This is a genomic window from Paenibacillus sp. MZ04-78.2 (genome assembly GCF_024213375.1).
GTDB lineage: Bacteria > Bacillota > Bacilli > Paenibacillales > NBRC-103111 > Paenibacillus_G.
The window spans coordinates 1-24,116 of sequence record NZ_JANAVJ010000045.1 but is presented as its reverse complement, the minus strand read 5'-3'; the positions used below and the strand labels follow the sequence as shown (position 1 = coordinate 24,116).

Below are 24,116 nucleotides of genomic sequence, written 5' to 3'. Positions count from 1 at the left end.
CGGCACTTCCCAGGCCGACGCTTTCACTTATTTCCTAGTTGCTATGGCTTCAATGCCGTTTTGAATTTGTTCAACGTTCGTTTGTCTGCCGAGTTATCGAGAATGGCGAAGACAATTTTATCAAACCAGACGGCACGACCTTCGTCGATTAGCGCTTGCTTGAAAAGGCGGGCGACATCCTTCGGGTCATTGCGGAAGACGCCGCATCCAAAGGCGCCGAGAATAATGGCACGCTGTCCGTGGGTGGCCGCAACCGCTAAAATAAAGCGAATCCGCTCCAGCATGACCGTATCGATCTTTGCCGTATTTTCCGGTTCGCGCTCCCGCACAACTCCGGCATTTACTGCAGGAGCGGTGAGCATAGACACCAAATAAGGCTCCGGCAGGAGGCTGCCGCGATCCTCTCGGAAGACCGGCACTTTCGGAGAATAGACCATATAATCCGAATAAAGGCAGGTCTTGAGGCTCCGGTTATGGTCGTACATTGGGGTCATCTGGGAAATACACGGATACAAGGCGGAGGAGCGGGCCAGACTTTCTTCCTGCGCTTGGCTTCCCCCGAGGAAGCCTCCACCGGGATTTTTCGCGGAGGCAAAATTCAGGCAGACGGTTTCCGTAATTCCTTCTTGCGCTACGAGCCGTTGCGCCGCTCCCAAGGTCGATTCGTTCGTCACCTCAATACGAGGAGCGTTCTCTGCTTTACGGTCAATGAGGGCACTTGCTTCTTTCAAAATATTCGGCAGCTGATCGGGCGTGTAGAGAATGGACTTCGCAACGGCCGTTTCCACTTCGTTCAGGATGGCTACTTTTGTCCCGGAGGGACTGGTGTAGAAGCCTTGCTCTAAAATATCCAAGGTTTCCTTGGCGATCTTGGATCGGATTTCTCTGTTATGACTAGATGCGTTCATCTTTGTTCACTCCATTCATTCTGTTCAGGTTGCTTCTTGATTCTCCTTCAGCAGGTTCTCGCGCAGCTGTGTCAAAATGTGACCCAGTGCATTTTTGCCCTGCCAGGTTCTTCGGCTTTGAATCCTCGGGTCGTCTTCGGATAACCCTACTCCCCAGATCCGGTCCGTAGGGCTCGCTTCGACCAAGGTTGTTCCTTTTGTCTCAAGCAATTGCTCCAGCAGATGTGGGTTTTGTGTAAATTTTGCATAGTTGCCGTCATAAACAAATTTCTTTCCGTAATTGTCCCATTTATCCTTGTCAAAGTTCTGGACCAAACGGCCCAGCTTCTTTTGCTCGCGGGGCGTTTTGGCCTGTAAAATTTTTTTCGCCGTCTTTTGATCCCCGAACAGTATCGCTTTTTGATACATCATGTACTGCTCCGCGCAGTTGAACTTCACTCCTTTCACAACAAACCGTGAAGGATGCCACTGGGAAAAGGGGGATTCGGTATGGTAAAAAAACGTAAATTTCTCTGTCATCATCAGAGCTCGCTTTCACTTTATAATTTGACTGTTTTCGGTATTGCAGGCTTTAGGGAATGTCGTTGCCATCATCGTCTACGCTCCCAAGGGCGGGCCGGCCCTGTAGTCGCTTGGTATTGACTACTAGGATATTTGCGAATTGATAATATCATAATGACATTATATAACGATAACAGCACCCTATGTCAATATCCATTCGAAAAAATGTTAAAACCTAGAGATTTTATTGACAAAATATGGACCGCCGCTTATGATTTCACTAACTATTATCAAAAGGAGGTCGGATGAGGGTGCTTAAGGGTCAAAAGTATGATTACAGTTCCAATAATGACAAGTGCAATACCTTTCATCAACAGCATTATGCAGCAGCACACCCTCATCGGCCTTCCCGGTCTGTCTTTAAGTGAAGCTTTATGCCGACTCCAAGCCAGTTGACATCAGGCTCGTTTATCCAATCCGGCCATGGACCTCTGAGTCCGTGGTCTTTTTTGTGCTTACAGTGACCGGTCACAATTTCATTCCAAGGGGAAGATGCAGATGGCGATCATTCAAGTGAGATCCACCAACCCGAAGCTTTCGTTTATCATCAAAAAAAATCCGGAGTCCGGCATGATTCTCCGTTCGATCCGCAAGGGGATGGCCTACGGCTGGTACACGGACGACTTTACCTACAATGTGTACTTTAAGGATGCGGACAATGAGATTTCCTATAAGCAGCATGAGCATGAGGATTTTGAATATTTGAACGTATCCCGCTATAATACGCCGTTATTTCCGCTGAACGCGCTGAACGAATTTTTTTCCGCGCCGCTGAAAGCGCAGGACGAGCGGGACGTCGAAGGCTACGAGCATTCGTTCCATATCAACATGATCCATATTGAGCTGGTACGCTACATCGAGTTTTTTGAGAAGCATCTGACCGATTTTACGTTTGAGCTTAAGCATCACGCTCACAAAAGCTACTCGCTCACGGTTACGACGCGCAAAAGCCTGCATCAACTGCTGCATGTCGTCAGTGTGCTGTGCCTGTTCCTTTCCATGTTCGGCAACGAAAACATTGATATTTCTGACAGCATTCTGGACAAATACATTAAGAGCATTCAAGCGATTGACGCACCGTTCTATATTCGCAGCTTGTTTGTGCGGAATTTCTTGTCCTCCAGGGAACGCTTCAAAAAATACAAAGGCGAGCTTGAGAAAACAAGCCGGTACGCCATTCGGTTCGATTACGGAGGCACCGCACTTCAACGAAGAAACTATATCGTCAGCGCCCTGCCTTTTAATAAATCGATTCTGGACGTTGGCTGCGGGGAAGGCTTCTATGCGCTTCCTTTTGCCTCGAAAATCGAGGGCAGCTACTACGCTGTCGATATCGACGAACAGCTGCTGGAATCCGTCAGCCGCAAGGCTCAAGCACGGGAGCTCGACAACCTGATTACGCTGCGTTCGATCGATCATTTCTTGGAAGAATACAACGGCGAGCAGGTCGATGTCATCCTGACGGAGGTTATCGAGCATATGAGTCAGGACGAGGCCAAGGCGCTGATCCAGCGGATCTGCAAGCAGGTGAATTTTGAGCATTTTATTATTACAACGCCGAATTCGGACTTTAATCCGTTCTACGATTTAAGCGGGTTCCGACACGACGACCACAAGTGGGAGATGGGGCAGCAGGAGTTTCAAGAGTGGTTTCTGGAGATCATCCGGGAAACGAGCCTGCACTATGAATTCGTCTCCGTTGGCGACGGGGTCAACAGCATCCAGACGACGCAAGGCGTCATTCTCAAGAAAAGGGGAGCCTAGCCAATGGAGATCCAAACGAGGGTTCACACTATTTTTATGATGATCGGATCGACGGAATGCGGGAAAACGACATTCGCCAACGAAGTGCTGATTCCCGGGCTGCGGTTCGAGGACGAGTCGAAACATTTTAAAGCCAACATCCAATATTTGTCTTCCGACAGTATCCGCCAAGAGGTTCTTGGCTTTGCCTACGATAAGTACGATCAATTGATGCTGGAGGCGAGCGGGCAGGCGTTTCATCTGTTGTTCGAGAAGCTGAAGATGGTGACCTCATATCCTGTCAATGCGGAATTCGTGATCGTGGATACGACCGGATTGTCGGAGGACTTCCGGGCGAAGGTTCGCGAGATTGCAGGCGAGAATAATTACAACCTGGAGGTCATCCTGTTCGATTACCGCAAGCGGGAGGATTACTACGCCTCCGAACGGTCGAAGAAGCTGATCACCAGCCACATTAACCGGCTGCGCAAAGACGTTCTCGGTTCGCTGGCCAAGGAAAAGTACGCCAAAGTTCATAAGGTGCGAGCCAAAGATTTTTACTCGGTAACGGAGCAGCGGGCCAATCCCGATTACAAAGTCATCATTGCAGATCAAGAGGAGTATCTGTCGACGATTCTCCCGCAGGACCAAAAGGTGATTATCGTTGGCGACATTCACGAGTGCGTGGATGCGCTGCAAGGTCTACTGCTGAGCTACGGCTACCAGATCGAAGCGGGGAAGCTGGCCGTAACGGATAAAGTGCGGAATACGAAGGTGCTGTTAGCCGGGGACTGGATCGATAAGGGGAAGCGCACCGGAGAGATCGTGGAATTTTTGCACGACAATCAGGAGCATTTCTTATTCGTCCTCGGGAATCATGAAAATTTCGTCTATAAATATTTGCGAGGCGAAATTCAGGGCGTCGATTCGGAGCTGCTTCGGACGTATTTCGACTCGACGGAAGTGCTGCGTGCCGATGCGGAGCTGCTGGAGAAGTTTAACCATCTCGTTTCCATTTCGAAGCCGTATTACCGGTCGATCGGCACCAAGGGGGCGTCCTTCTATGTAACCCATGCGCCGTGCCGGAACAAATATATCGGGAAGCTGGATGCGAATTCGATGCGTCATCAGCGCAGCTTCCGCATCAACCGGGAGGCGCCGCTGGAGGCGCAACTGGATTTTCTTACTGAGGAGGCAGCGAAAAATCATCCGTACCACGTGTTCGGGCACATTGCGGCGAAGCAGCCATTCCGGATCAAAAGCAAGCTTCACCTTGATACGGGATGTGTGCACGGAAACGCGCTGACTTCGGTCAGCATTTCGTTCAAGCCTTTCTTTAAAGCCCACAAGTCCGGGCAGACTGCCATGACGGACGAGCTTCCGACCCTGTTCCGCGAAGAGAAAAAAGTATCCGTACAGGAGCTGGGCGACGAGGAAATTCGCAGACTGCGCTATGTATCGCGGAATAGGATCAACTTTATCTCGGGAACGATGTCCCCGGCCGATAAGGACGTAGCCGCAGGCGAGCTGGAGTCTTTGCAGCGCGGCTTGGATTATTTTGCCGAACGCGGAGTCCATCAGGTGGTGCTGCAGCCGAAATATATGGGCTCCCGATGCAACATTTATTTGCATAAGGACCGGGAGCGGTGCTTTGCCGTCAGCCGGAACGGGTACAAAATCAATCAGGTGGATTTGACCGACATTTACGACCGGCTGCTGCAAAAATTCGGCGGCTACATGGAGCAGAATGGCGTCGCCATGCTGCTTTTGGACGGTGAGCTGCTGCCGTGGAAAGCGCTCGGGGACGGACTCATTGAGCGGCAGTTCAAGCCGATCGGGAAAGCTTTGGAGAGCGAGTTGGATTTTCTGAAGCGCAACGGTTTTGAACAAGCTTATGGCAAACTGACGGAGGAGTACCGTGCCAGCGGGTTTGAAAAGGACCAGTTCCACCTCTCCAAAGCCGCCCTGAGCGACAAATACGAGGCAAGTGTGTATCAAAACTATAAATATGTCCATGGCATTTTGGAAACCTATGTGCCGCTGGCGGAGCATGCGGCCGCCTATGAAACGTACAAGAAGCAATTGGAGCTGTATGCGGGGGACGGAGAGCTGGTGTACAAGCCTTTTGCCTTGTTGAAAGTGGTGTATGACAGCGGCGAGGAGCGACTGCCGGATTGGAGCACTTCGGAGATGTACCGTTTTCTGTCGGACGACGAGTTTGTTGTGCTGGATCTGTCCGAGCCGGAAAGCCGCGGGAAGGCGGAGCAGTTCTTCGCGACGTTAACCGTCGGGAACCATATGGAAGGCGTCGTGATCAAGCCGGAGGTCATGGAAGAGCGCTCGGTGCCGTATATGAAGGTCCGCAATCCGGAGTATTTATCGATCATCTATGGGTACGATTACCGGTTCCCGCATAAGTACGGCAAGCTCATGAAGCAGAAAAACATTCACTCGAAGCTGCGCACCTCCATGAACGAATATCGACTCGGCAGTAAGATGCTGTCCGTGAGGTTCGATGAAATCACGCCGGATCATGAGACGTATAACGAAATCGTCGCCAACCTGCTGTTTGAAGTGGCCCGGGAGAAAGAAATCGATCCCAGGCTTTGAGGGAAGGAGCGGGCTGTGTAAAGCTTGCATGTCCGGAGGACCTTGGCGCGTGTTGAGGGCATTTCTTGCAGCCGTAGGCGGCTCACCTGTCTACGGTCTGCCCCTTTTGTGGTATAATGGAAGTAGAAAACTGAGGCGAAACAAGCCGTTGGAGCTGAGAACGAATGACCGAATTGCTGGAACCGTCCGTTGATTTCGTGTTTAAACAAATTTTCGGCAACGAAGAAAATAAAGACGAAGTGCTGTTGAATTTTCTGAACGAAGCGCTGCGGGAAACCGAGCCGAAGCCGTTTGTCAGCTTGACCTTGCTTAACCCTCAGCTGGATAAGAATGCGCTGACTGACAAGCAGGCTATCCTCGATGTCCGCGCCCAGAACGAGGACGGCAAACAGGTGAATCTGGAAATCCAGGTCAGCAATAAATACGACATGCCGAATCGCAGCTTATACTATGCCGCGAAGATGTACGAGGAGCAGTTGGGAGAAGGCCAGTTCTACAAAAGCTTGAAAAAGGTCATCTCGATCAATATCCTGACTTTTAATCAAATCGCGAACGATCGGTTCCACAATATCTATCACTTGCGGGAAGACCATACGGGCGAACTGCTGCTTGACGATATCGAAATTCATTTTATGGAGCTGCCGAAGCTTAATTTGAAGCCGCATAAGATGGACGATCGGCTGGTGAACTGGCTGATGTTCATCGACGGTGCGCCAAAAGAACGATGGGAGGGTCTTGCGATGGATACACCGGGGCTGAAAAAGGCGATGACGACGCTGGAATTTTTAAGCCAGAATAAGGAAGCGCGGGCGCTGTACGAGATGCGGAAAAAGGCGCTGCTCGACGAGCAATCCGCGCTGGACTATGCGGAATCGCGGGGCAAGGAGGAAGGAAAGCTGGAAGGGAAAGCGGAAAGAGACAAAGAGATTGCGGCAAGTATGCTGCAAAAAGGGTTGCCTGTCTCGTTGATTGCCGAAGTAACGGGCTTATCGGAGACGGAGATTGAAGCGTTGAATAAAAAACTGCATTAAATCCCGAATTCGTTTCCTGATGACAAGATCAGAGCCGTAGCTCTGGTCTTCTTTTTATAATGTCGTGAACGAGGTTTAAGGAAAAACAAGCAGGTACCGAACTAAGGTCTACCCCTTTTGTGGTATAATGGAAGTAGAAAACTGAGGCGAAACAAGCCGTTGGAGCTGAGAACGAATGACCGAATTGCTGGAACCGTCCGTTGATTTCGTGTTTAAACAAATTTTCGGCAGCGAAGAAAATAAAGACGAAGTGCTGTTGAATTTTCTGAACGAAGCGCTGCGGGAAACCGAGCCGAAGCCGTTTGTCAGCTTGACCTTGCTTAACCCTCAGCTGGATAAGAATGCGCTGACTGACAAGCAGGCTATCCTCGATGTCCGCGCCCAGAACGAGGACGGCAAACAGGTGAATCTGGAAATCCAGGTCAGCAATAAATACGACATGCCGAAGCGCAGCTTATACTATGCCGCGAAGATGTACGAGGAGCAGCTGGGAGAAGGCCAGTTCTACAAAAGCTTGAAGAAGGTCATCTCGATCAATATCCTGACCTTCAACCAAATCGCGAACGATCGGTTCCACAACATTTATCACCTGCGAGAAGATCATACGGGCGAGCTGCTGCTTGACGATATCGAAATTCATTTTATGGAGCTGCCGAAGCTTAATTTGAAGCCGCATAAGATGGACGATCGGCTGGTAAACTGGCTGATGTTCATTGACGGCGCACCACAAGAGCGATGGGAGGAACTGGCGATGGATACACCGGGGTTGAAAAAGGCGATGACGACGCTGGAATTTTTAAGCCAGAACAAGGAAGCGCGGGCGCTGTACGAGATGCGGAAAAAGGCGCTGCTTGACGAGCAATCCGCGCTGGATTATGCGGAATCGCGGGGTAGGGCGGAAGGGAAAACGGAAAGAGACAAAGAGATTGCGACAAGTATGCTACAAAAAGGTTTGCCAGTCTCTCTGATTGTCGAAGTAACGGGCTTATCAGAGACGGAGATTGAAGCTTTGAATAAAAAACTGCATTAGAATCCCGAATTCGTTTCCCTAGATGACAAGATCGGAGCCGTGGCTCTGGTCTTCTTTTTATAATGTCGTGAACGAGGTTTAAGGAAAAATAAGCAGGTACCGAACTAAGGTCTACCCCTTTTGTGGTATAATGGAAGTAGAAAACTGAGGCGAAACAAGCCGTTGGAGCTGAGAACGAATGACCGAATTGCTGGAACCGTCCGTTGATTTCGTGTTTAAACAAATTTTCGGCAGCGAAGAAAATAAAGACGAAGTGCTGTTGAATTTTCTGAACGAAGCGCTGCGGGAAACCGAGCCGAAGCCGTTTGTCAGCTTGACCTTGCTTAACCCTCAGCTGGATAAGAATGCGCTGACTGACAAGCAGGCTATCCTCGATGTCCGCGCCCAGAACGAGGACGGCAAACAGGTGAATCTGGAAATCCAGGTCAGCAATAAATATGATATGCCGAAGCGCAGCTTATACTATGCCGCGAAGATGTACGAAGAGCAATTGGGAGAAGGCCAGTTCTACAAAAGCTTGAAAAGGGTCATCTCGATCAATATCCTGACCTTTAATCAAATCCCGAACGATCGGTTCCACAATATCTATCACTTGCGGGAAGACCATACGGGCGAACTGCTGCTTGACGATATCGAAATTCATTTTATGGAGCTGCCGAAGCTTAATTTGAAGCCGCATAAGATGGACGATCGGCTGGTGAACTGGCTGATGTTCATCGACGGCGCGCCAAAAGAACGATGGGAGGGTCTTGCGATGGATACACCGGGGTTGAAAAAGGCGATGACGACGCTGGAATTTTTAAGCCAGAATAAGGAAGCGCGGGCGCTGTACGAGATGCGGAAAAAGGCGTTGCTCGACGAGCAATCCGCGCTGGATTATGCGGAATCGCGGGGCAGGGAGGAAGGAAGACTTGAGGGCAAATTGGAAGGAAAGCTGGAAGGAAAACTGGAAGGAAAACTGGAAGGAAAACTGGAAGGAAAGTTGGAGATTGCGGCAAGTATGCTGCAAAAAGGCTTGCCTGTCTCTCTGATTGCCGAAGTAACGGGTCTATCAGAGACGGAGATTGAAGCTTTGAATAAAAAACTGCATTAGAATCCCGAATTTGTTGCCCTAGATGACAAGATCGGAGCTGTATCTCCGGTCTTTTTTTTGTTTCATGAAAAACTTCCCACTCGTCGTAATACTTTCGCCATTTTCGTTTCGGTGCAAATCAGCGAAGATAAGATACATAAGGCGTTGCCAATCAAAGATGAAAATTCAATAGCTAAAGGTGATAACAATGAAATTAGCTGAAGCTTTAATGAATAGAGCCGATTGCCAAAAGCGCATCGAACAATTGAAAGTCCGCCTGAACCGTAGTGCCAAGGTGCAGGAAGGAGAGCATCCGCCGGAGGAACCGAAGGAGTTGTTCCAAGAATTGAACGATACGCTGCAAGAGCTGGAGTCCTTGATGATCGCGTTCAACCGGACGAACGCTCAAACCGTGCTGCACGACAGGATTACACTTGCCGATGCTTTGGCTAAGCGTGATATTCTGGCGATGCGTCGAACGATGATCCAAGAGGTCATCAATGCCGCGGCCGTGAAGCAGGATCGCTACAGCAGATCGGAAGTGAAATTCATTCCGAAGGTCCATATTGCCGAGTTGTAAAAGCAGGTCGACCAGTATTCGAAAGCTTACCGGGAGCTGGATATGGGCATTCAGGAAATGAACTGGAAAACCGACCTGCTGTAAGCAACGAATATCCGAGTTAGTTGGTAGCCTTTTGTCTGAAGGCGAGCACCACCCGCCAACTGGGCAAGTTGGACTCCTTGGTGGATGTGAGGGGCCATGTCCGCAGGTTCGATTCCTGCATTAACGATTGAAGCCCAGAACATCTTACAAGAGTACCAATTCTTGTGATTGTAACGACCCGGTGCTGGTTCAGACAAAGCGGCGAGGGTGGGAATGGGGAACTAACGGTGATACGCGTCTGAGACGCTCTATCATACATTTAGGTTGATGTACGGAAGGCGTACCAAGGCTGGGATTTCCTACAGTCCCGCAGTGCCCGCGCATCCTATGCGCCGGTATCCTGTATGGCCGGTCCGGCATAAACCTGCCATTTATTTTGGGTTCGAATCCCAAATCGTGTGGGACGATTACGCTCCGTGGGGAGCACTCGAATGAAAATCGAGCGAAAATGACATGCTGTGACCTTAAAAGGAATCCTCAGTGGCTTCCACAGTACACTGCGTCCGGGCTTTGCAATCCGCGGATACCGGACGGAGAAACCGGCGCGACCGCTAAGGAGAAAGCGAACGGGAGAACGGCTGCAATGGAGCCGATCCGAAGTTCGTCAGCTTCGAGGCCGGAAGCTCCGGCTCCTTCGTTCTTAAGCGGGATTCCGTCAGGGGCGCAGGAGGGTTCCTTTCGCAGGTCACCAACCCATGAAAGGCAGCTTAGCGATGAGCTGTTGAAGGAGGATTTACCATGTTTAAAAAGGTAACGATTCAAACCGACGAGCGTGGCTTGCTGTTCCGTAAAGGAAGCTACGATAAATATTTGCAGCCCGGCACGTACCGCCTCTCGCCTTTTTCCGACGAGACGGTCGTGATTCTGGATATTACGAAGCCTTTTGCGGTGGAGGGGAAAGACTTGCAACTGTTCCTGCACGATGACCAGCTCTTGCGGGAGCTGGATGTCATCGAAGTGCAGGACCACGAATATGTGCTGCATTACGAGGACGGCAAATTCGCCGCACTGCTGACGGCCGGAAGATATGTGTTCTGGAACATGCTGAAGAAGCACGCCTATGTCCGGGTGGATATTCGCCAGCCTGAGCTGCCTGCGGAGGTCGATCTGGCGGTCCGGCCCAAGCTGATGGGGTATTGCCAGACGTTCGAGGTGAACAGCTATGAATCGGGTATGCTGTTCTATAACCATGTGATGCAAAAAGAGCTCAAGCCCGGCAAATATTATTTCTGGAAAGGGCCTACTGCCGTCACCGTGAAGACCGTTGACCTGCGCCAGCAGCAAATGGACATGACCGGACAGGAGATGATGACCGAGGACAAAGTGACCTTGCGGCTCAATTTCGTCTGCCAGTACAAAATCGTGAACCCTCTGCGCGCTCTGGAGATCAAATCGTTCGAGGATCAGATGTATATCCAGTTGCAGCTCATTTTGCGCGAGTACATTGGTACCTTGAAGCTGGACGATCTGCTGAAAATGAAGCAGGAAATCGCGGCGTTTGTGTTGTCCCGGTTGAACGAGAAGAGCCAGGATTACGGTGTCGCCTTCGTATCGGCCGGCTTGAAGGATATTATCCTGCCCGGCGATATCAAGGACATCTTGAACACGGTGCTCCTTGCCGAGAAGAAGGCTCAAGCCAACCTGATCACCCGCCGCGAGGAAACGGCATCGACGCGCAGCCTGCTCAATACCGCGAAGCTGATGGACGAGAACCAGACGCTGTATCGGTTGAAGGAGCTGGAGTTCCTGGAGAAAATCTGCGAGAAGATCGGCACGATCTCGCTCACCGGCGGCGGCAACCTGCTGGAACAGCTGAATTCGCTGCTGGGGGACAAGAGCGCAGAAAAAGCATAATCGATAGGTTTATCAGCGGGTCGCCTCGGCGGCCCTCATATAATGTCGGAGCAATGAAACAATCCGGCAGGAAGGCCTTAGCTGCCAAGCCCTGCCGGATTTTGTTTTGCAGCCGCCCCCCTCCATTGCAATACCGAGATCGGTTTGGCAAAGGCGAGCCAAGCCGGCAAAATCGGTACCCAGCTGCACGAGCCAAGCAGGAAGCTCAGCCGTTCAGCGCATTTTTCGGCAGATCGGTCGGCAATGCAGCCGGTTGCTTACAGCTGCTTGCGACATGGTAATGCTCGCCCCTTTCGGAGGACAAGTGGAAGCCGTGCATCAATTCCAGCACATGATAGGCCAGATCGCCGTTGGCGCGGTGATCTCTTCCGTTAATCAACGCATAAGCCATATCCATGACGCCCAGCCCCCGGCTGTTTTCCGTGAACCCGTGCGTCAACGGGATTTCCATAAAATCCGTTTGATTATGCCGTTTGATATAGACCGGACCGCCGAACGTATTGGGGTCCGGGACTATCAGTGTGCCGGTCGAGCCGTAAATCTCGATGTGCGGCAGCTTCGTCCCCCAGATATCTACGCTCGTAATGATCGTGCCTACCGCGCCATTCTCGAAATCGAGTGTTCCCGCAATATGCGTCGGGACCTCGACCGGAATTTTTTTGCCGTAGTCGATGTCGTTCGTAATCGTTCTTTCCGGATAGGTCGTTTGCGCCGAACCGGATACGCGGCGGACCGGACCGATGAGGTGAATGAGCGCCGTTAAATAATAAGGTCCCATGTCGAACATCGGCCCCGCGCCGACTTGGTATAGAAATCCCGGATTCGGATGCCAGCTTTCGGGCCCGGAGCCCATCATAAAGGCCGTGGCCGCGATCGGCTTGCCGATCCAGCCGTCATCGATCAGCTTGCGGCAGGTTTGAATGCCCCCGCCCAGGAACGTATCGGGCGCCGAACCGACCAGCCGATTTTTCCGTTTAGCCGCAGCCAGTATGGCTTGACCGTCTTCCAAGCGGATCGCGAGCGGCTTTTCCCCGTACGTATGTTTTCCCGCTTCGAGCGCCCGAAGATGAATCTCCGCATGCGCGGCTGGAATCGTCAGGTTGATTACGATTTCGATCTCCGGGTCGGCAAGCAGCTCGTCAACCGTGCAGGCTTTCGGAACGCCGAATTGTTCCGCTCTTGCTCTCGCCCTGTCCAAGTCCAGGTCAGAGCATGCGACGATATCCAGAATATCGAACTTTTTCCCTGCTTCAAAATAAATCGGGCTAATGTTACCGGAGCCGATCATGCCTACTTTTACTTTTCTCACGCTGATTCCTCCCGAACCTCGAATCTTGGGCCTTACGCCTTGAACAACTTGGAGATGTTCCGGTAGCTGATGGCGACGCTCTCCAATTGATTGCGGGTCGTCAAATCCTGCTCGACGAAAACGTATTTCGCTGCGCCGATCTGTTTCACCGTGTTCAGGATTTCTTCGATGTTCAGCGTGCCTTCGCCGACTTCCGCAAATTGATCGGCTTGGTGCAGCGTAAGGAACCGCTCGAAGGAGATGTCTGAATCTTCGCCGAGAACTTTCAGCAAATTAACCGGGCTGGCGCTGGCCGGCAAATCTTTCTGATGGACCAGGTCGCAGCGGTCTCCAAGCTTTTGCAGGTAGGCAATCGGATCGACGCCGCCTCGGATGGCCCAGTACGTGTCGAATTCGATTTTGACGAGATCCTTGTCCGTGTTTTCAAGAATAATGTCGAGCACGTATTGTCCGTCGAATTGTTGGAATTCCTGAAAATGGTTATGATAATAAAAATCCAATCCACCCTTTTTGTAGGCTTCGCCATGCCGGTTTAGCAGCTGGCAGCACTCAAGCACTTCCTGCTTGTTTTTGAAGAAGGCGATGCTCAAGGCGATGGCGGTACAGCTGAGCTCTTGATTATAAGCGATGATCTCTTCGTACCGGTCGAGCGGGCTGATGTGGCTGGAAACGACCTTCATGCCCAGCGCGTCCAACCGTTTGCGCAGCTCCGTGGCGTTCGGCTCCAGACCGTCCTCCGCATTGTGATTGGCGATTTCCAGGTTGCGATAGCCGATTTCCGCCAGCTTCTCCAGCGTGCCCCAATAATCCTTTTCCAGTTCGTCTCTCACGGAGTAAAGTTGAAGTCCGAATTGTAAGCTCATGATTTTACACCCTCCTGAATGATGGTTGAATTATTTCTTTTTCATTTTGTCCCAGGCGGCCTGGAACTCGCCTAGCATTTGATCGCCGTTGATTTTGCCCGCGATATATCTCTGCATCGACGCCCCGAATTCCTGCGCGGCTCCGTCCGGATATTTCGCCCAGTGCCAGCCGAGAACTTTGCCTTGCTCGATATATTGCAGCACTTCTGCGCCGATGCTACCAAGATCGGTTGGGTTCGTCTTGATGTTCGAGAACGCCGGGATGAATTTGAACTCTTTGGTCAAATATTTCTGTCCGGATTCGGAGGAGACGAGCCAGTTCAAAAACTCCTTCGCTTCCTTCTTGACCGGGGATTTATTGTAGATGACCCAGTTGTTGGCCGGACCGACGAACAATTTATCGTTCATCGCCGGATCGTCGTTGATCGGCATCGGGATGATGCCGACATTCATGCCCGGATTGAGCTTGTCGATAACGGGCTGGAGCCAGTTCCCGCCCTGATTCATCGCCGCTTTGCCGGTCGCGAATTGCGTGGAAGCGCTGTTATAATCGGTTGTCAGACTGTTTTTGTTGCCGTATTTGATCATGACGTCGAGCAGATGCGTCCAATCTTTGAAGACGGCGTTCCCGGCAATTTTGGCTGAGCCATCGTTCAGTCCTTTAATAAACGCATTCGGGTCCGGCTGCTTGGCAAACGCGTTATTCGCGCTGTGGAAGCCGAGCGGAAACCAGTTGTCGAATTGGTTGACGAACGGCTGATTGCCGGTGGCTTGAAGTTTTTTGGATGCCTCTTCCAGTTGAGTCAATGTCTTCGGAGTCTCGGTAATGCCCGCTTTCGCGAACATGTCCTTGTTCACCAGCAATCCGATTCCTTCCAGCCCGACGGGCATGCCGTACACTTTGCCGTTCCGGGTCGTCGGCTCTTTGGCAAGCGGGATCTCGTCCTTCACCCAAGGCTGGTCGGAGAGGTCTTCCAAGTATTCGACCCACGCGTCCATCTGCTGGTAGCCCTCGTTGTTGAAAATATCCGGCATCTCGCCGGAAGCGAACCGCGCTTTTAACTGCGTCGCATAATCGTCGCCGCCCAGCAGCGTATCGATTTGCAGCTTGACGCCGGGGTGCGTTTTTTCGTATTCGTCTTTCAGCTTGTTGAATTGCTCGGCAATTTCCACCTTGAAATTCAAAATTTTCACCGTTACGACGCCTGTCGGTTTCTCTTGCCCTTTCGCCGCCTCGTTCCCCGCCTCTTCTTTGCCGCCGCAGCCGCTCAATACGGAGCCTGTCAGCGCTGCGATACCTAAAACCGATAGCCACTTTTTCATCCTGTCTGCCTCCCCCTTCATCAATGTTGTAGTGCTACATGAGCCCATTTTAGGGCAGATTCCACGGCTTCGACACTCATCGCATTGACTGTTTAGGTGGACAAATTTGCGTTCTTTGCTATCCCTTGACCGCGCCCGCGGTAATGCCTTGAATAATATGCCGCTGCAAAACGAGGAAGAAAACGAGAATCGGGACGATGCCCATCACGAGGGCCGCAAGCGCCAAATCCCACTGCTTCATGAATTGGCCGAACAGCGAGTTGGTCGCCAATTGAATCGTCTGGAGCTCCTGCTTTTGCAAAATAAGCAGCGGCAGCAGAAAATCGTTCCACATCCATAAGCTCTGCAGGACGACGACGGTAATGGTCATCGGCTTCAGCAGCGGGAAGACGATCCGCCAAAAAATGCCGTAAGGCGTGCAGCCGTCCATCACGGCCGCTTCTTCGATTTCGAGCGGGATCGATTTCATAAATCCGTGGTAGAGGAAAATCGCGAACGAAACGCCGAGTCCTGTGTAGCATAAAACAATCCCAGGCAAACTATTCAAAAAATGCAGCCAGTTGCCGACCTTCACGAGCGGAATCATCACCGCTTGAAACGGCACGACCATCGCGGCGATGAACAGGGAGAACAAAATCCGGTTCGCCTTGGTCGGACGGCGCAGCAAACGGTAAGCGGCCATGGAAGAGACGACGATTATGCACAGATCGCTGAACACCGTGATCAGCATCGAATTGCGCAAGGCGCGGGGAAATTTCAACACTTCCCAGGCACGCTCGTAGTTGTGCCAGTTGAGGCTTTTCGGCAGCCCGGAGGTGTCCGTCAACAGCTCTGCAAAGCTTTTAAACGAATTCGCAAGCACAAAATAAAAAGGGGAGAGGAACAATAGCGCTGCGAGCAGGATGATCAATTCGGCGGTGAACCACTTCGGTCCGTACGATTCGGCTTTCATTACATCTCGACCTCCTTTTTCTTCGTCATCGTGACCTGAATCATCGTAATGACGGTGACGACGACAAAAAAGACAAATGCCTTGGCCGTCCCCAATCCGTAGCGGTTGTTTTTGAACGCTTCGAAATAAATGTTCATGGCGATCGATTCGGTGGATTTGTACGGTCCGCCCTGAGTCAACGAAAAGTTAAGGTCGAACGATTTAAAGGCCCACGAGATGCTGAGGAACAAACAGACGGTAACGGCCGGCATAATGAGTGGCAGTACGATATGACGCAAGGCTTGCAGGCTTGTCGCCCCGTCGATCGCGGCGGCTTCCAGCATATCCTTCGGCACGTTCGTCAGTCCCGCGATGTAGATGACCATCAGATACCCGGCCCCCTGCCAGACGCTAACAATCACCAGCGCCCAGAATGCTGTCGCCTCCGTCCCCAGCCAGGATAAATTGAAAAAACCAAGCCCGGTTGCCCGTCCCATCGAAGCAAAGCTTTGCGTGAAGATGAACTGCCAAATAAAGCCTAGCAGCAAGCCGCCGAGCACGTTCGGCATGAAGAAGATCGTCCGCAGCAGATTGCGGGTTTTCAGCGGCTTTGACAGCAAATAGGCGATGAGGAAACCGAGCCCATTGCTGATGAGGACGACAGCCACGGTGAAACGGGCGGTAAACCAAAACGCACGGCCGAAATCCGGATCGTCGGTAATAATCGTTCGGTAGTTTTGCAAGCCGACCCAGTCAATCTGACTGGACACACCGTTCCAGTTGGAGAACGAATAATAAAGGCCAAGCAGGAATGGCAGCACCATGACAATGGCATAAACGAGCAGCGCAGGCCCGACGAAGACTGTCTGCTGCACCGCTTGCGAGGTCAGCAATCTTTTCATAACAGGTTCCTCCCTAGTCTAGGATGTGTTGAAAGTAACTTTATTGTATCGGCGGAGCCTAATCATTCCCACTCAGGAATTTGAGAAGATAGGTGGACGATTTTGACTCTGCGGTGTTAGAATGAAAGCGCTGACAACATGAAAAGCGGGATGAGAAAGGCGGAACGACAATGCGTCTGCTGCTTACTAGCGTACGGTACAAGCTGATCGCTCTGATGCTGATTTCGATTGTGATTCCTACGTCCGCGTCGATCGTCGTCACCTACTTTTATACCAAAGAATCCGTGAAGGAACGGACCATCATGGAAAATACGCGGCTGCTGTCCGAAGGGAAATCGAACCTCTCCAATTTCCTTGGCGCCGTCAACAACGCTTCGCTTATTCTGTACTCCAACAAAAAGCTGGACGGCATTCTATCCAACGGCGTAGCCGACCCTGCGGATCAATCTTACGTATACACCGCGCTGCAGCCGTTTCCAAAGCAACGAACAATATTTATCAAGTGTATTTGTATTTGAATAACGGACAAGACTCGTTCTTAATGAACAAGGACAATTTCCTGCGGGGACAAGCGAAAGCTGTGAAGCGAATACCGGGAGATTATTTGTACGGGCATGCCCGCACGCTGACCATGATTAATACCGTCATCGCCGTATTGTCCTTATCCGTCGCGACCGCGGCTGTCTTGTATGTATCGATCCGGTTCACGCATCCGATCAAGCAGCTGATCCGAAGCATGAGCAAAATTCAATCGGGCCAGCTGGAGGAACGGATTGAGATCGTTCGCAATGACGAATTCGGTATTCTCGCCAAAAAGTTCCGCACGATGATGGAGACGATCAACGATCTCATTTTCCGCGAATATAAGCTGAAGCTCGCCAACAAGACGACGCAGCTCAAAATGCTTCAGGCGCAGGTCAATCCGCATTTCATCAACAATGCGCTGCAGTCCATCGGCGCTTCCGCGCTGGATAACGATGCGCCCGAGGTGTACGAGCTGGTCTCATCCTTGGGCCGCATGATGCACTACAGCATGAATACGAAAGATACGATCGTGCCCTTATCGCAGGAGCTCGCTTATGTCGAGCATTCTGCGCAGGGCGTCCACCTGAACGTCAATCCCCAGCAAGCCGATCTGCTCTGAGGTCGGCACCCGAAACAAAGGGCGGTAGATGGAAAAAACAAGCTCCGGCTTCGTTTGCGGAAATTGCTGAAGGCCGTAGTCGTTGCTCCAATGCGTCGGAATTGTTTTCGCGGCATAGGGGGCGATGTTCAGGTCTGCCAGCGGCCGTCCAATCCAAGTAAGGCTGCTTGATTTTATCGAATAAAATGATGCCGTCGTACCCGGATACGTCTTTTTCCATACTGCCTGCGGTCGAGTCATCGCCCAGCATGCGCCGGACCCAGGATTGCTCCAGCTTCTTGCCGATTTCCGATTCGTCCGATGCATAGATCGCCGTCCCGTCGCTGTCCAAAATGTACATGTCCTCGTGAGCCGCATCGTACAATTGAACGCATAATCTTTGAAGATCGAGTACGCGTTGGACGAAGCGGCCGGTTTGGTTCCGATTCCGAAAATGATCATTCAGCCGCTAGTGGAAAACTATTTTAAACACGGATTTCATAAGGCGCATCAGACGGGCGTATTGAAAATCGGCACGGCATTGCTTGACGGGAAGCTGCACGTTGTCGTAGAAGACAACGGAACGGGCATTTCCGAGGAGCGGCTTGTCGCCTTGAACAGCAATTTGTCCGGTACAAAACCCGAGCCGTCCGACAGCGGAGACCGGATTGGGCTTACGAACGTCATGTTCCGGCTTCGCCTCTACTACGGAGAGGAGGCCAGCCTACAGCTTGAATTGAACGAGCCACAAGGTCTGAAAATCACGATGACGGTACCCACTACACATCAAGAGGTGACTGCGCTATGAAAGTGTTGCTCGTCGATGATGAGAAGCATGTCCGCAAAACCGTCCGCAAGCTGATCGATTGGGAAGCCTTCGGCTTTCACACGGTGCTGGAAGCGGAGGACGGCACGGAGGCGGTGGAGCTGATCCGGGAGCAGCGGCCCCAGTTGGTCATTACAGACATTATGATGCCTGTGAAATCGGGCCTTGAGCTAATGGAATGGATGGAAATTCATGCGGCGGACTGCAAAAAGATTGTCGTCAGCGGCTTCAATGACTTCGAATTTGTGCGCCACACCGTCAAGTACGGAGGCACCGACTATTTGCTGAAGCCGATCGACCGCAGTCATCTGCAGGAAGCGGTCGGCAAAGCAGTTACCAGTTGGAACGAAGCCAACCGGGCCAAGCTTCAGTTCCATGAAAAGAACAAGGAAGTCAACCAGCTAAAGCCGATGTACCGCGACAAGCTGCTGTCCCGGTTATTGACCGACGCCGCTTCGGGCAGCGCGCCGCTGCCTGGGGAATCGTATCTTCGCGAATTTCCCGTGCTTGCGGATGTACGTTCCTGCCGTGTCGCCATTCTTGACCTGAATACGATGCAGCGTCCGATCCGGGACAAGTACAAGGCCAGCGTGGACTTGCTTTTCTTTTCCGTGCTGAATATTTGCAACGATTTTGTGCAAACGTCGGGCCAAGGTACGGCTTTCCGCAATTGGAACAAGCCTTACGAAATCGTCCTGCTGCTCTGGGACGAGCCCGGCTCGGCCGCAAGATGGCTGCGGAAAATTTCGGACGGTCTCGATCGGACGCTGAAAGGGGCGGTCGATTTCGGCATCAGCGCGGCATGCGCCTTCCCGGAAGGCCTTGGCCAAGCGTACACGCAGGCGCTGGAAGCGTTAAACGGGCGGAACCTGCTCGACTTCGCTGCGCGTATCCACGAATATCGTCCGTCACCGGCGGCGCCGCGTATCGGTTCGGTGCGCTTCGGCAAATATGAAGAGAAGACCCGGCTGGCGGTCAGAAGCGGAAATCACGAGCAAATCCGGCATACGGTCGGCGAATGGTTTCAAGACATTCGCGCCATGCCTGCGATTACGATGGAGCAGTTGAAAATGTGGTGGGATGAATTCAACGTAGCGAGGGCCGGATGGGTGGAAGAATTTTTCCAAGCAAGCCATGAATCGCCGCGATGGCCTCAGGAGAACGGTCCATTTATCGTTCCGCTCGACGAGGACGGGAGGCTTTCTTTGTCGCAGCTGCAGCAGACGATGACGGATCGGCTGATCGAGCTGTCGCAAATTTTAATTTCCATGCAGGCGGTAAACAGCAACCCGATGCGCGAAATCGCCCGTTACATCGAGACGCACTATACCCAGGACATTACGTTGCAGGACATCTCCGCACAGTTTCATTTAAACCGCGAATACATTTCCCGCAAGTTCCGAATGGAATTTCAGGAAACGATGATCGATTTCGTGAACCGGATTCGGGTGGAGAAAGCGAAGCTGCTGCTCATCAGCCCCTACCTCAAGGTCGCTCAGATCGCGCAAATGGTTGGGTACCATGACGAAAAGTATTTCAGCCGCGTCTTCAAGAGACAGGAGCAGATGACGCCGAACGAGTTCCGGAAGCAAGCAATGAAGGAGCTTGGTTGACGTGTATAAAATTCTCAGCATACGCCGGTGGGGTATATCCCTCCGGCCGCTCTTGAAACCCGTGAACTTGATTAGAATTAGCGGTATTTTCACGGGTTTCAAAGGCGGACGTAAACTCTTACGGGATATACCCCACCTCTATTTTCTGAGATTTTTTACTTGAGAGTTTCTGAAGCCCGCTCCTAGGCGATGGGCTTATTTTTGTTCCCTCCCAAAGGTTTCCACAGCTTTCGACCCTCGAAATCGGGGATGATTTGTTCAAAATCGCTATCCCTCCGCTCGGCAACCAGTTCATTCTGGGGCTGAAGGAATCGTCGCTCGTCGCTTATGTCAGCGTGTCGGATTTGTGGGGATCAGCGTTAAGCGAAGCGGCTGCGAACTTCAAACAGTTGGAGACGTACGTCGTGGCGGGGCTATATTACTTGGCGCTGGTTATGCTCTTTACGTTTGTGGTGGGCAAGCTGGAAGCGAGATTCGATGTTAACGCGAAAGCGAAAAGCAGGGAAGCGAGCGCCAAGTCGCGCGCCCGCTACAGCTCTTCGGAAGAAACGGTCAGCTTGTAGGCCATGATCGCGATCTCCAGCTTCAAGCGGTCTTCTGACGATTGAAGATTGCGCCGGGTTTTCTTCTCGATCTGGTTCAGCCGGTATTTCAGCGTATGGCGGTGAATGAACAGCTCGGCCGCGGTCACGTGCAGGCTCTGGTTATGGTACAGGTACGTTTCCAGCGTTTGAAGCAGGTCGGCTCCCTGGCGCTTGTTCTGCATCAAGGCCCCGAGCTGCTCCTCGGCAAACTGCCGCAAATCTATGCCGAGCTCCTGCATTTGGATCAGGAAGTGATACAGTCCCAGATCGTCGTAATGGACGACGGACTTCGGTTTGTGCAGCAGCTTGGCGAAGACGAGAGCCCGGTGCGCTTCCTGCGCGCTTTTGGCTAAGTCGGCAAGGTCAGTATAGCTTTTGCCGATGCCGATCCGCAGCGGGTATTCGGGGTAGAACACGCTCCATTTGTCGGCGATGTCCCGTATGGCCAGAAGCGAAGCTTCCTCTGCGGCTTCGGGAGCCGTGCCTTTGCTTCCCGTTTCCATGAGGACGACGCAGCCGTCCAACCGGTTGCGCAGCAGAAACTGGCGGTTATGCCTGCTCATCGTCTGGTTCACGACCAGATACAGCCTATCCAACATGTCGTCCAGCGTACGGCGTTCGAGGTCGGGCGGAAGCTTCTCCACCTTGATGTGCAGCACGGCCTGACTGCCGCTCGGATCGAAGCCCAGCTTTTTCCCGCGCTCGATCACTTCGGCTTTATTGGTAACATTTTTGCTTAACACTTGATCGAGAAATTCGCCTTGAAAACGGATTTCCGTATCCAAAATCGCTTTATGCCGCAGGAACTCGATCGCATACACGGTGGCTGCATGCTCGACCGCGATCTGGTCGATGTCTTTCCAGCGTTCTTTCTCCTTGATGGCTGTAATCCAGCCGTAGTTTGTCTGATTCGCCATGACCGGATACAGCGATATCGTGTATTCGCTTTCATGATCGGTTAAGTGAAGAAGCTGCTGTTCAAAAGGCGGCTGCAGCGGCTCGGAAAAGAGCAGGAGCCGATCCTGACCGGTCCGGCGGACCGCGTCATGAACGATCCGGTCCGAGACGATGGAGGCATCCGCATCGAACAGCACGATGCTGCCATCCGTTAGCCGAGACAGTGTCTCGGTGATCGCCTGGATGCCTTGGTTTTCCAAGACCAGACGGGTAAATTCCTTGTGGATGTTGATCGAATGCTCGAACATGCGGAACTGGTTGTTGACGATCTGCTCCAGAATCGCCTTGGTAATGACCGAAAAGTTGATATCCGTCGGAATTTCCAGCAGCGGAAGGGCGGAGCGGTTCGCAATGTCGATGAACGATTGGGGAATTTCGCGCAAGTAAAACCCGGTGTACATCGCAACGCCGGACAGCTTTTTGTTGGACAGCAGCTTGTGGAATTGGTTCCGTTTCTCTTCGCTTTCCATCAGGCCGAAGCCGGTCGTAATCAGGAACTCGCCTTCTTGCAGCCGGTCAATGTCTTCGATGACTTCGACGATTGTGACCCATTTGATGATATTGTTCATGCCGTCGAATCCGGCGACCAATTTCGTCAGCGACATGACGGGAAGCTGAATCGCTTCTTGAATGCTAATTCCCATAGGAATGATCCCCTTTTCTGTGCGGATTGGCTTGAGTCAGTTATATCACGGCCCGTAATTTCGGGCAATCTGGAATTTATACCTGATGTATAAAAAAGCGCGCTCATTTTGGATTCGTCGGTCGAATAGATCGAATGCTTTATCTGGTATAAACTACAAGTAATGGCAGCCAAAATGCCGAGGCCGGAGGTGGAACGATGGCAGTCGAAACGGTACCGCCGCATACGGAACAACCTGACGTTTTGGAGCAAACGCAGCAGCTCATCAAGAAGGCGCTGGAGCATATGGGCTGCGCAGAATCGTTCTACGAGCTGCTGAAGCGGCCCCTTCGCTTGATGACGGTTCGTATTCCTATACGCATGGACGACGGCTCCATCCGGGTATTCACCGGGTACAGGGCCCAGCATAACGATGTGGTGGGGCCGACCAAGGGCGGCATCCGGTTTCATCCCGCGGTGACGCCGGAGGAAGTGACCGCTCTATCGATGCGGATGAGCATCCAATGCGGCCTGACCGACCTCCCGTACGGCGGGGGCATGGGAGGCATCGAGTGCGATCCGCGCACATTGTCCGCCGCCGAGCTGGAGCGGCTGAGCCGCGGGTATGTCCGGGCGATCAGCCGGATCGTTGGCCCGACAAAGGATATTTTGGCCCCGGATATGTACACGAATGCGCAAATGATGGCTTGGATAATGGACGAGTACAGCCGTCTCCGCGAATTCGATTCGCCCGGCTTTATTACCGGCAAGCCGCTCGTGCTGGGCGGTTCGACGGGTGAGGGGGCTTCGACGCTCAAAGGCGTGACGATGGTGCTGCGCGAAGCGGCGAAGGAGGCGGGTGTGCAGATCGGCGGCGCGAAGGTGATCGTTCAAGGGTTCGGCCATGCCGGAGGCTATCTGGCCAAGTTTCTGCACGACGCTGGAGCGAAAATTGTCGGGATTTCGGACGCCGGCGGGGCTTTGTACCACCCGGACGGGCTGGATGTGGATTATTTGCTGGAAAAACGAGATGCGTACGGCGCGGTCACTCATCTGTTCGCAAGCGCGATCTCCAATCGGGAGCTGCTTGTGCAGGCTTGCGACATTCTCATCCCGGCCGCCGCTGAAAACCAACTTACGGAACAGAACGCAGCCGACATTCAAGCGAAAATGGTCGTCGAGGCGGCGAACGGACCGACGACCGCGAAGGCCACGGAAATTCTCGCCTCCCGAGGCGTGCTGCTCGTCCCCGATGTGCTGGCAAGCGCAGGCGGCGTTGTCGCTTCATACTTCGAGCGGGTTCAAAGCAACCAAGGCTGCTATTGGTCCGAAGCGGAAGTTTATCGGAAGCTGGACCACGTTTTGGTCAAAGCTTTTCGCGAGGTCCATCAGATCGTGCTGGAGAGCAAGGTGGACATGAGGTTGGCCGCTTATATGGCAGGTCTCCGCAAAGTGGTGGAAGCTATGCGCTGGAGAGGCTGGGTTTAACACAAGCTTGAGCCTCCAACACGGATAAAGCCGTGGGATTCTTAGCTAGTTAACGCACGCAGGCCATTTCTGTTTTGTGCAGACTGCTAAGTTAAGAGCTAG

At 52.3% G+C, this 24,116-nt stretch carries 20 protein-coding genes and 2 pseudogenes; 13 read left to right on the top strand and 9 right to left on the bottom strand.

From position 1 onward, the window contains the following. Positions 1–41: 41 nt before the first annotated feature. Both NLX71_RS22565 and NLX71_RS22560 read right to left on the bottom strand, forming a co-directional pair. Positions 42–908 carry a TIGR02452 family protein gene (locus NLX71_RS22565; RefSeq protein ID WP_254366005.1) on the bottom strand — a complete coding sequence of 289 codons (867 nt, stop codon included), beginning with the start codon at positions 906–908 and terminating at the stop codon, positions 42–44. Between the two features lie 24 nt (positions 909–932). Beyond that, positions 933–1,427 carry a riboflavin biosynthesis intermediates N-glycosidase gene (locus NLX71_RS22560; protein WP_254366004.1) on the bottom strand — a complete coding sequence of 165 codons (495 nt, stop codon included), beginning with the start codon at positions 1,425–1,427 and terminating at the stop codon, positions 933–935. A gap of 540 nt (positions 1,428–1,967) precedes the next feature. On the opposite strand from NLX71_RS22560, the gene NLX71_RS22555 reads away from it, so the two are divergent. From NLX71_RS22555 to NLX71_RS22525, 7 genes and pseudogenes are all read left to right on the top strand, one after another. Beyond that, complete coding sequence (locus NLX71_RS22555; protein ID WP_254366003.1) at positions 1,968–3,233, top strand: class I SAM-dependent methyltransferase; 1,266 nt, start codon at positions 1,968–1,970, stop codon at positions 3,231–3,233. A 3-nt stretch (positions 3,234–3,236) separates the two neighbouring features. Then, entirely contained in the window at positions 3,237–5,822 is a 2,586-nt protein-coding gene (locus tag NLX71_RS22550) for a metallophosphoesterase (RefSeq protein ID WP_254366002.1), read from the top strand. Positions 5,823–5,986: 164 nt separating this feature from the next. Further along, positions 5,987–6,853: an Rpn family recombination-promoting nuclease/putative transposase gene (locus NLX71_RS22545; RefSeq protein ID WP_254366001.1), complete on the top strand. Its 867-nt coding sequence runs from the start codon at positions 5,987–5,989 to the stop codon at positions 6,851–6,853. 175 nt (positions 6,854–7,028) lie between these two features. Beyond that, positions 7,029–7,883, top strand: a complete 855-nt coding sequence (locus NLX71_RS22540) for an Rpn family recombination-promoting nuclease/putative transposase (RefSeq protein WP_254366000.1) — start codon at positions 7,029–7,031, stop codon at positions 7,881–7,883. Between the two features lie 178 nt (positions 7,884–8,061). After that, positions 8,062–8,976 carry an Rpn family recombination-promoting nuclease/putative transposase gene (locus NLX71_RS22535; RefSeq protein ID WP_254365999.1) on the top strand — a complete coding sequence of 305 codons (915 nt, stop codon included), beginning with the start codon at positions 8,062–8,064 and terminating at the stop codon, positions 8,974–8,976. 187 nt (positions 8,977–9,163) lie between these two features. After that, positions 9,164–9,619 (top strand): annotated as a pseudogene (locus NLX71_RS22530) (DIP1984 family protein). A gap of 738 nt (positions 9,620–10,357) precedes the next feature. After that, complete coding sequence (locus NLX71_RS22525) at positions 10,358–11,473, top strand: slipin family protein (protein WP_254365997.1); 1,116 nt, start codon at positions 10,358–10,360, stop codon at positions 11,471–11,473. Positions 11,474–11,678: 205 nt separating this feature from the next. On the opposite strand, the gene NLX71_RS22520 is transcribed toward NLX71_RS22525, so the two are convergent. From NLX71_RS22520 to NLX71_RS22500, 5 genes are all read right to left on the bottom strand, one after another. Next, entirely contained in the window at positions 11,679–12,782 is a 1,104-nt protein-coding gene (locus NLX71_RS22520; protein ID WP_254365996.1) for a Gfo/Idh/MocA family protein, read from the bottom strand. Positions 12,783–12,814: 32 nt separating this feature from the next. Next, positions 12,815–13,645 (bottom strand): sugar phosphate isomerase/epimerase family protein, encoded by an 831-nt coding sequence (locus tag NLX71_RS22515; protein WP_254365995.1) that lies wholly within the window; start codon positions 13,643–13,645, stop codon positions 12,815–12,817. A gap of 30 nt (positions 13,646–13,675) precedes the next feature. Then, positions 13,676–14,968, bottom strand: a complete 1,293-nt coding sequence (locus NLX71_RS22510) for an ABC transporter substrate-binding protein (protein WP_254365994.1) — start codon at positions 14,966–14,968, stop codon at positions 13,676–13,678. A gap of 118 nt (positions 14,969–15,086) precedes the next feature. Continuing rightward, positions 15,087–15,920, bottom strand: a complete 834-nt coding sequence (locus NLX71_RS22505; protein ID WP_254365993.1) for a carbohydrate ABC transporter permease — start codon at positions 15,918–15,920, stop codon at positions 15,087–15,089. Continuing rightward, positions 15,920–16,801, bottom strand: a complete 882-nt coding sequence (locus NLX71_RS22500) for a carbohydrate ABC transporter permease (RefSeq protein ID WP_254365992.1) — start codon at positions 16,799–16,801, stop codon at positions 15,920–15,922. Before NLX71_RS22500 ends, NLX71_RS22505 begins: the two co-directional genes overlap by 1 nt. Before the next feature lie 170 nt (positions 16,802–16,971). Between NLX71_RS22500 and NLX71_RS22495 the strand changes: the two genes are divergently transcribed. Beyond that, complete coding sequence (locus tag NLX71_RS22495; RefSeq protein ID WP_254365991.1) at positions 16,972–17,319, top strand: hypothetical protein; 348 nt, start codon at positions 16,972–16,974, stop codon at positions 17,317–17,319. After that, on the top strand, positions 17,316–17,945 hold the full coding sequence (locus tag NLX71_RS22490) for a sensor histidine kinase (protein ID WP_254365990.1): 630 nt from the start codon (positions 17,316–17,318) through the stop codon (positions 17,943–17,945). The genes NLX71_RS22495 and NLX71_RS22490 overlap by 4 nt, the downstream gene beginning before the upstream one ends. Here NLX71_RS22490 and NLX71_RS22485 read toward each other — a convergent pair. Further along, positions 17,917–18,285, bottom strand: coding sequence for a PDC sensor domain-containing protein (locus NLX71_RS22485; protein WP_254365989.1), 369 nt, complete (start codon positions 18,283–18,285; stop codon positions 17,917–17,919). The genes NLX71_RS22490 and NLX71_RS22485 overlap by 29 nt on opposite strands. Before the next feature lie 39 nt (positions 18,286–18,324). On the opposite strand from NLX71_RS22485, the gene NLX71_RS22480 reads away from it, so the two are divergent. From NLX71_RS22480 to NLX71_RS22470, 3 genes and pseudogenes are all read left to right on the top strand, one after another. After that, complete coding sequence (locus NLX71_RS22480; RefSeq protein ID WP_254365988.1) at positions 18,325–18,732, top strand: sensor histidine kinase; 408 nt, start codon at positions 18,325–18,327, stop codon at positions 18,730–18,732. Then, a complete protein-coding gene (locus NLX71_RS22475; RefSeq protein WP_254365987.1) occupies positions 18,729–20,363 on the top strand; it encodes a response regulator transcription factor in 1,635 nt (544 codons plus the stop codon). Before NLX71_RS22480 ends, NLX71_RS22475 begins: the two co-directional genes overlap by 4 nt. Before the next feature lie 257 nt (positions 20,364–20,620). After that, a pseudogene (locus NLX71_RS22470) lies at positions 20,621–20,926 on the top strand (amino acid ABC transporter permease); the annotation flags it as partial. On the opposite strand, the gene NLX71_RS22465 reads toward NLX71_RS22470, so the two are convergent. After that, complete coding sequence (locus NLX71_RS22465) at positions 20,893–22,548, bottom strand: PucR family transcriptional regulator (RefSeq protein ID WP_254365986.1); 1,656 nt, start codon at positions 22,546–22,548, stop codon at positions 20,893–20,895. The pseudogene NLX71_RS22470 and the gene NLX71_RS22465 sit on opposite strands and share 34 nt — an antisense overlap. A gap of 197 nt (positions 22,549–22,745) precedes the next feature. Between NLX71_RS22465 and NLX71_RS22460 the strand changes: the two genes are divergently transcribed. Then, positions 22,746–24,014 (top strand): Glu/Leu/Phe/Val family dehydrogenase, encoded by a 1,269-nt coding sequence (locus NLX71_RS22460; protein ID WP_254365985.1) that lies wholly within the window; start codon positions 22,746–22,748, stop codon positions 24,012–24,014. Positions 24,015–24,116: the final 102 nt, after the last annotated feature.

What these genes read in the sequence shown, in the direction of transcription:
- NLX71_RS22565 (WP_254366005.1), bottom strand. Translation starts at nt 908, where the DNA reads ATGAACGCATCTAGTCATAACAGAGAAATCCGATCCAAGATCGCCAAG.
- NLX71_RS22560 (WP_254366004.1), bottom strand. Translation starts at nt 1,427, where the DNA reads ATGACAGAGAAATTTACGTTTTTTTACCATACCGAATCCCCCTTTTCC.
- NLX71_RS22555 (WP_254366003.1), top strand. Translation starts at nt 1,968, where the DNA reads ATGGCGATCATTCAAGTGAGATCCACCAACCCGAAGCTTTCGTTTATC.
- NLX71_RS22550 (WP_254366002.1), top strand. Translation starts at nt 3,237, where the DNA reads ATGGAGATCCAAACGAGGGTTCACACTATTTTTATGATGATCGGATCG.
- NLX71_RS22545 (WP_254366001.1), top strand. Translation starts at nt 5,987, where the DNA reads ATGACCGAATTGCTGGAACCGTCCGTTGATTTCGTGTTTAAACAAATT.
- NLX71_RS22540 (WP_254366000.1), top strand. Translation starts at nt 7,029, where the DNA reads ATGACCGAATTGCTGGAACCGTCCGTTGATTTCGTGTTTAAACAAATT.
- NLX71_RS22535 (WP_254365999.1), top strand. Translation starts at nt 8,062, where the DNA reads ATGACCGAATTGCTGGAACCGTCCGTTGATTTCGTGTTTAAACAAATT.
- NLX71_RS22525 (WP_254365997.1), top strand. Translation starts at nt 10,358, where the DNA reads ATGTTTAAAAAGGTAACGATTCAAACCGACGAGCGTGGCTTGCTGTTC.
- NLX71_RS22515 (WP_254365995.1), bottom strand. Translation starts at nt 13,645, where the DNA reads ATGAGCTTACAATTCGGACTTCAACTTTACTCCGTGAGAGACGAACTG.
- NLX71_RS22510 (WP_254365994.1), bottom strand. Translation starts at nt 14,968, where the DNA reads ATGAAAAAGTGGCTATCGGTTTTAGGTATCGCAGCGCTGACAGGCTCC.
- NLX71_RS22505 (WP_254365993.1), bottom strand. Translation starts at nt 15,920, where the DNA reads ATGAAAGCCGAATCGTACGGACCGAAGTGGTTCACCGCCGAATTGATC.
- NLX71_RS22500 (WP_254365992.1), bottom strand. Translation starts at nt 16,801, where the DNA reads ATGAAAAGATTGCTGACCTCGCAAGCGGTGCAGCAGACAGTCTTCGTC.
- NLX71_RS22495 (WP_254365991.1), top strand. Translation starts at nt 16,972, where the DNA reads ATGCGTCTGCTGCTTACTAGCGTACGGTACAAGCTGATCGCTCTGATG.
- NLX71_RS22485 (WP_254365989.1), bottom strand. Translation starts at nt 18,285, where the DNA reads ATGTACATTTTGGACAGCGACGGGACGGCGATCTATGCATCGGACGAA.
- NLX71_RS22475 (WP_254365987.1), top strand. Translation starts at nt 18,729, where the DNA reads ATGAAAGTGTTGCTCGTCGATGATGAGAAGCATGTCCGCAAAACCGTC.
- NLX71_RS22465 (WP_254365986.1), bottom strand. Translation starts at nt 22,548, where the DNA reads ATGGGAATTAGCATTCAAGAAGCGATTCAGCTTCCCGTCATGTCGCTG.
- NLX71_RS22460 (WP_254365985.1), top strand. Translation starts at nt 22,746, where the DNA reads ATGGCAGTCGAAACGGTACCGCCGCATACGGAACAACCTGACGTTTTG.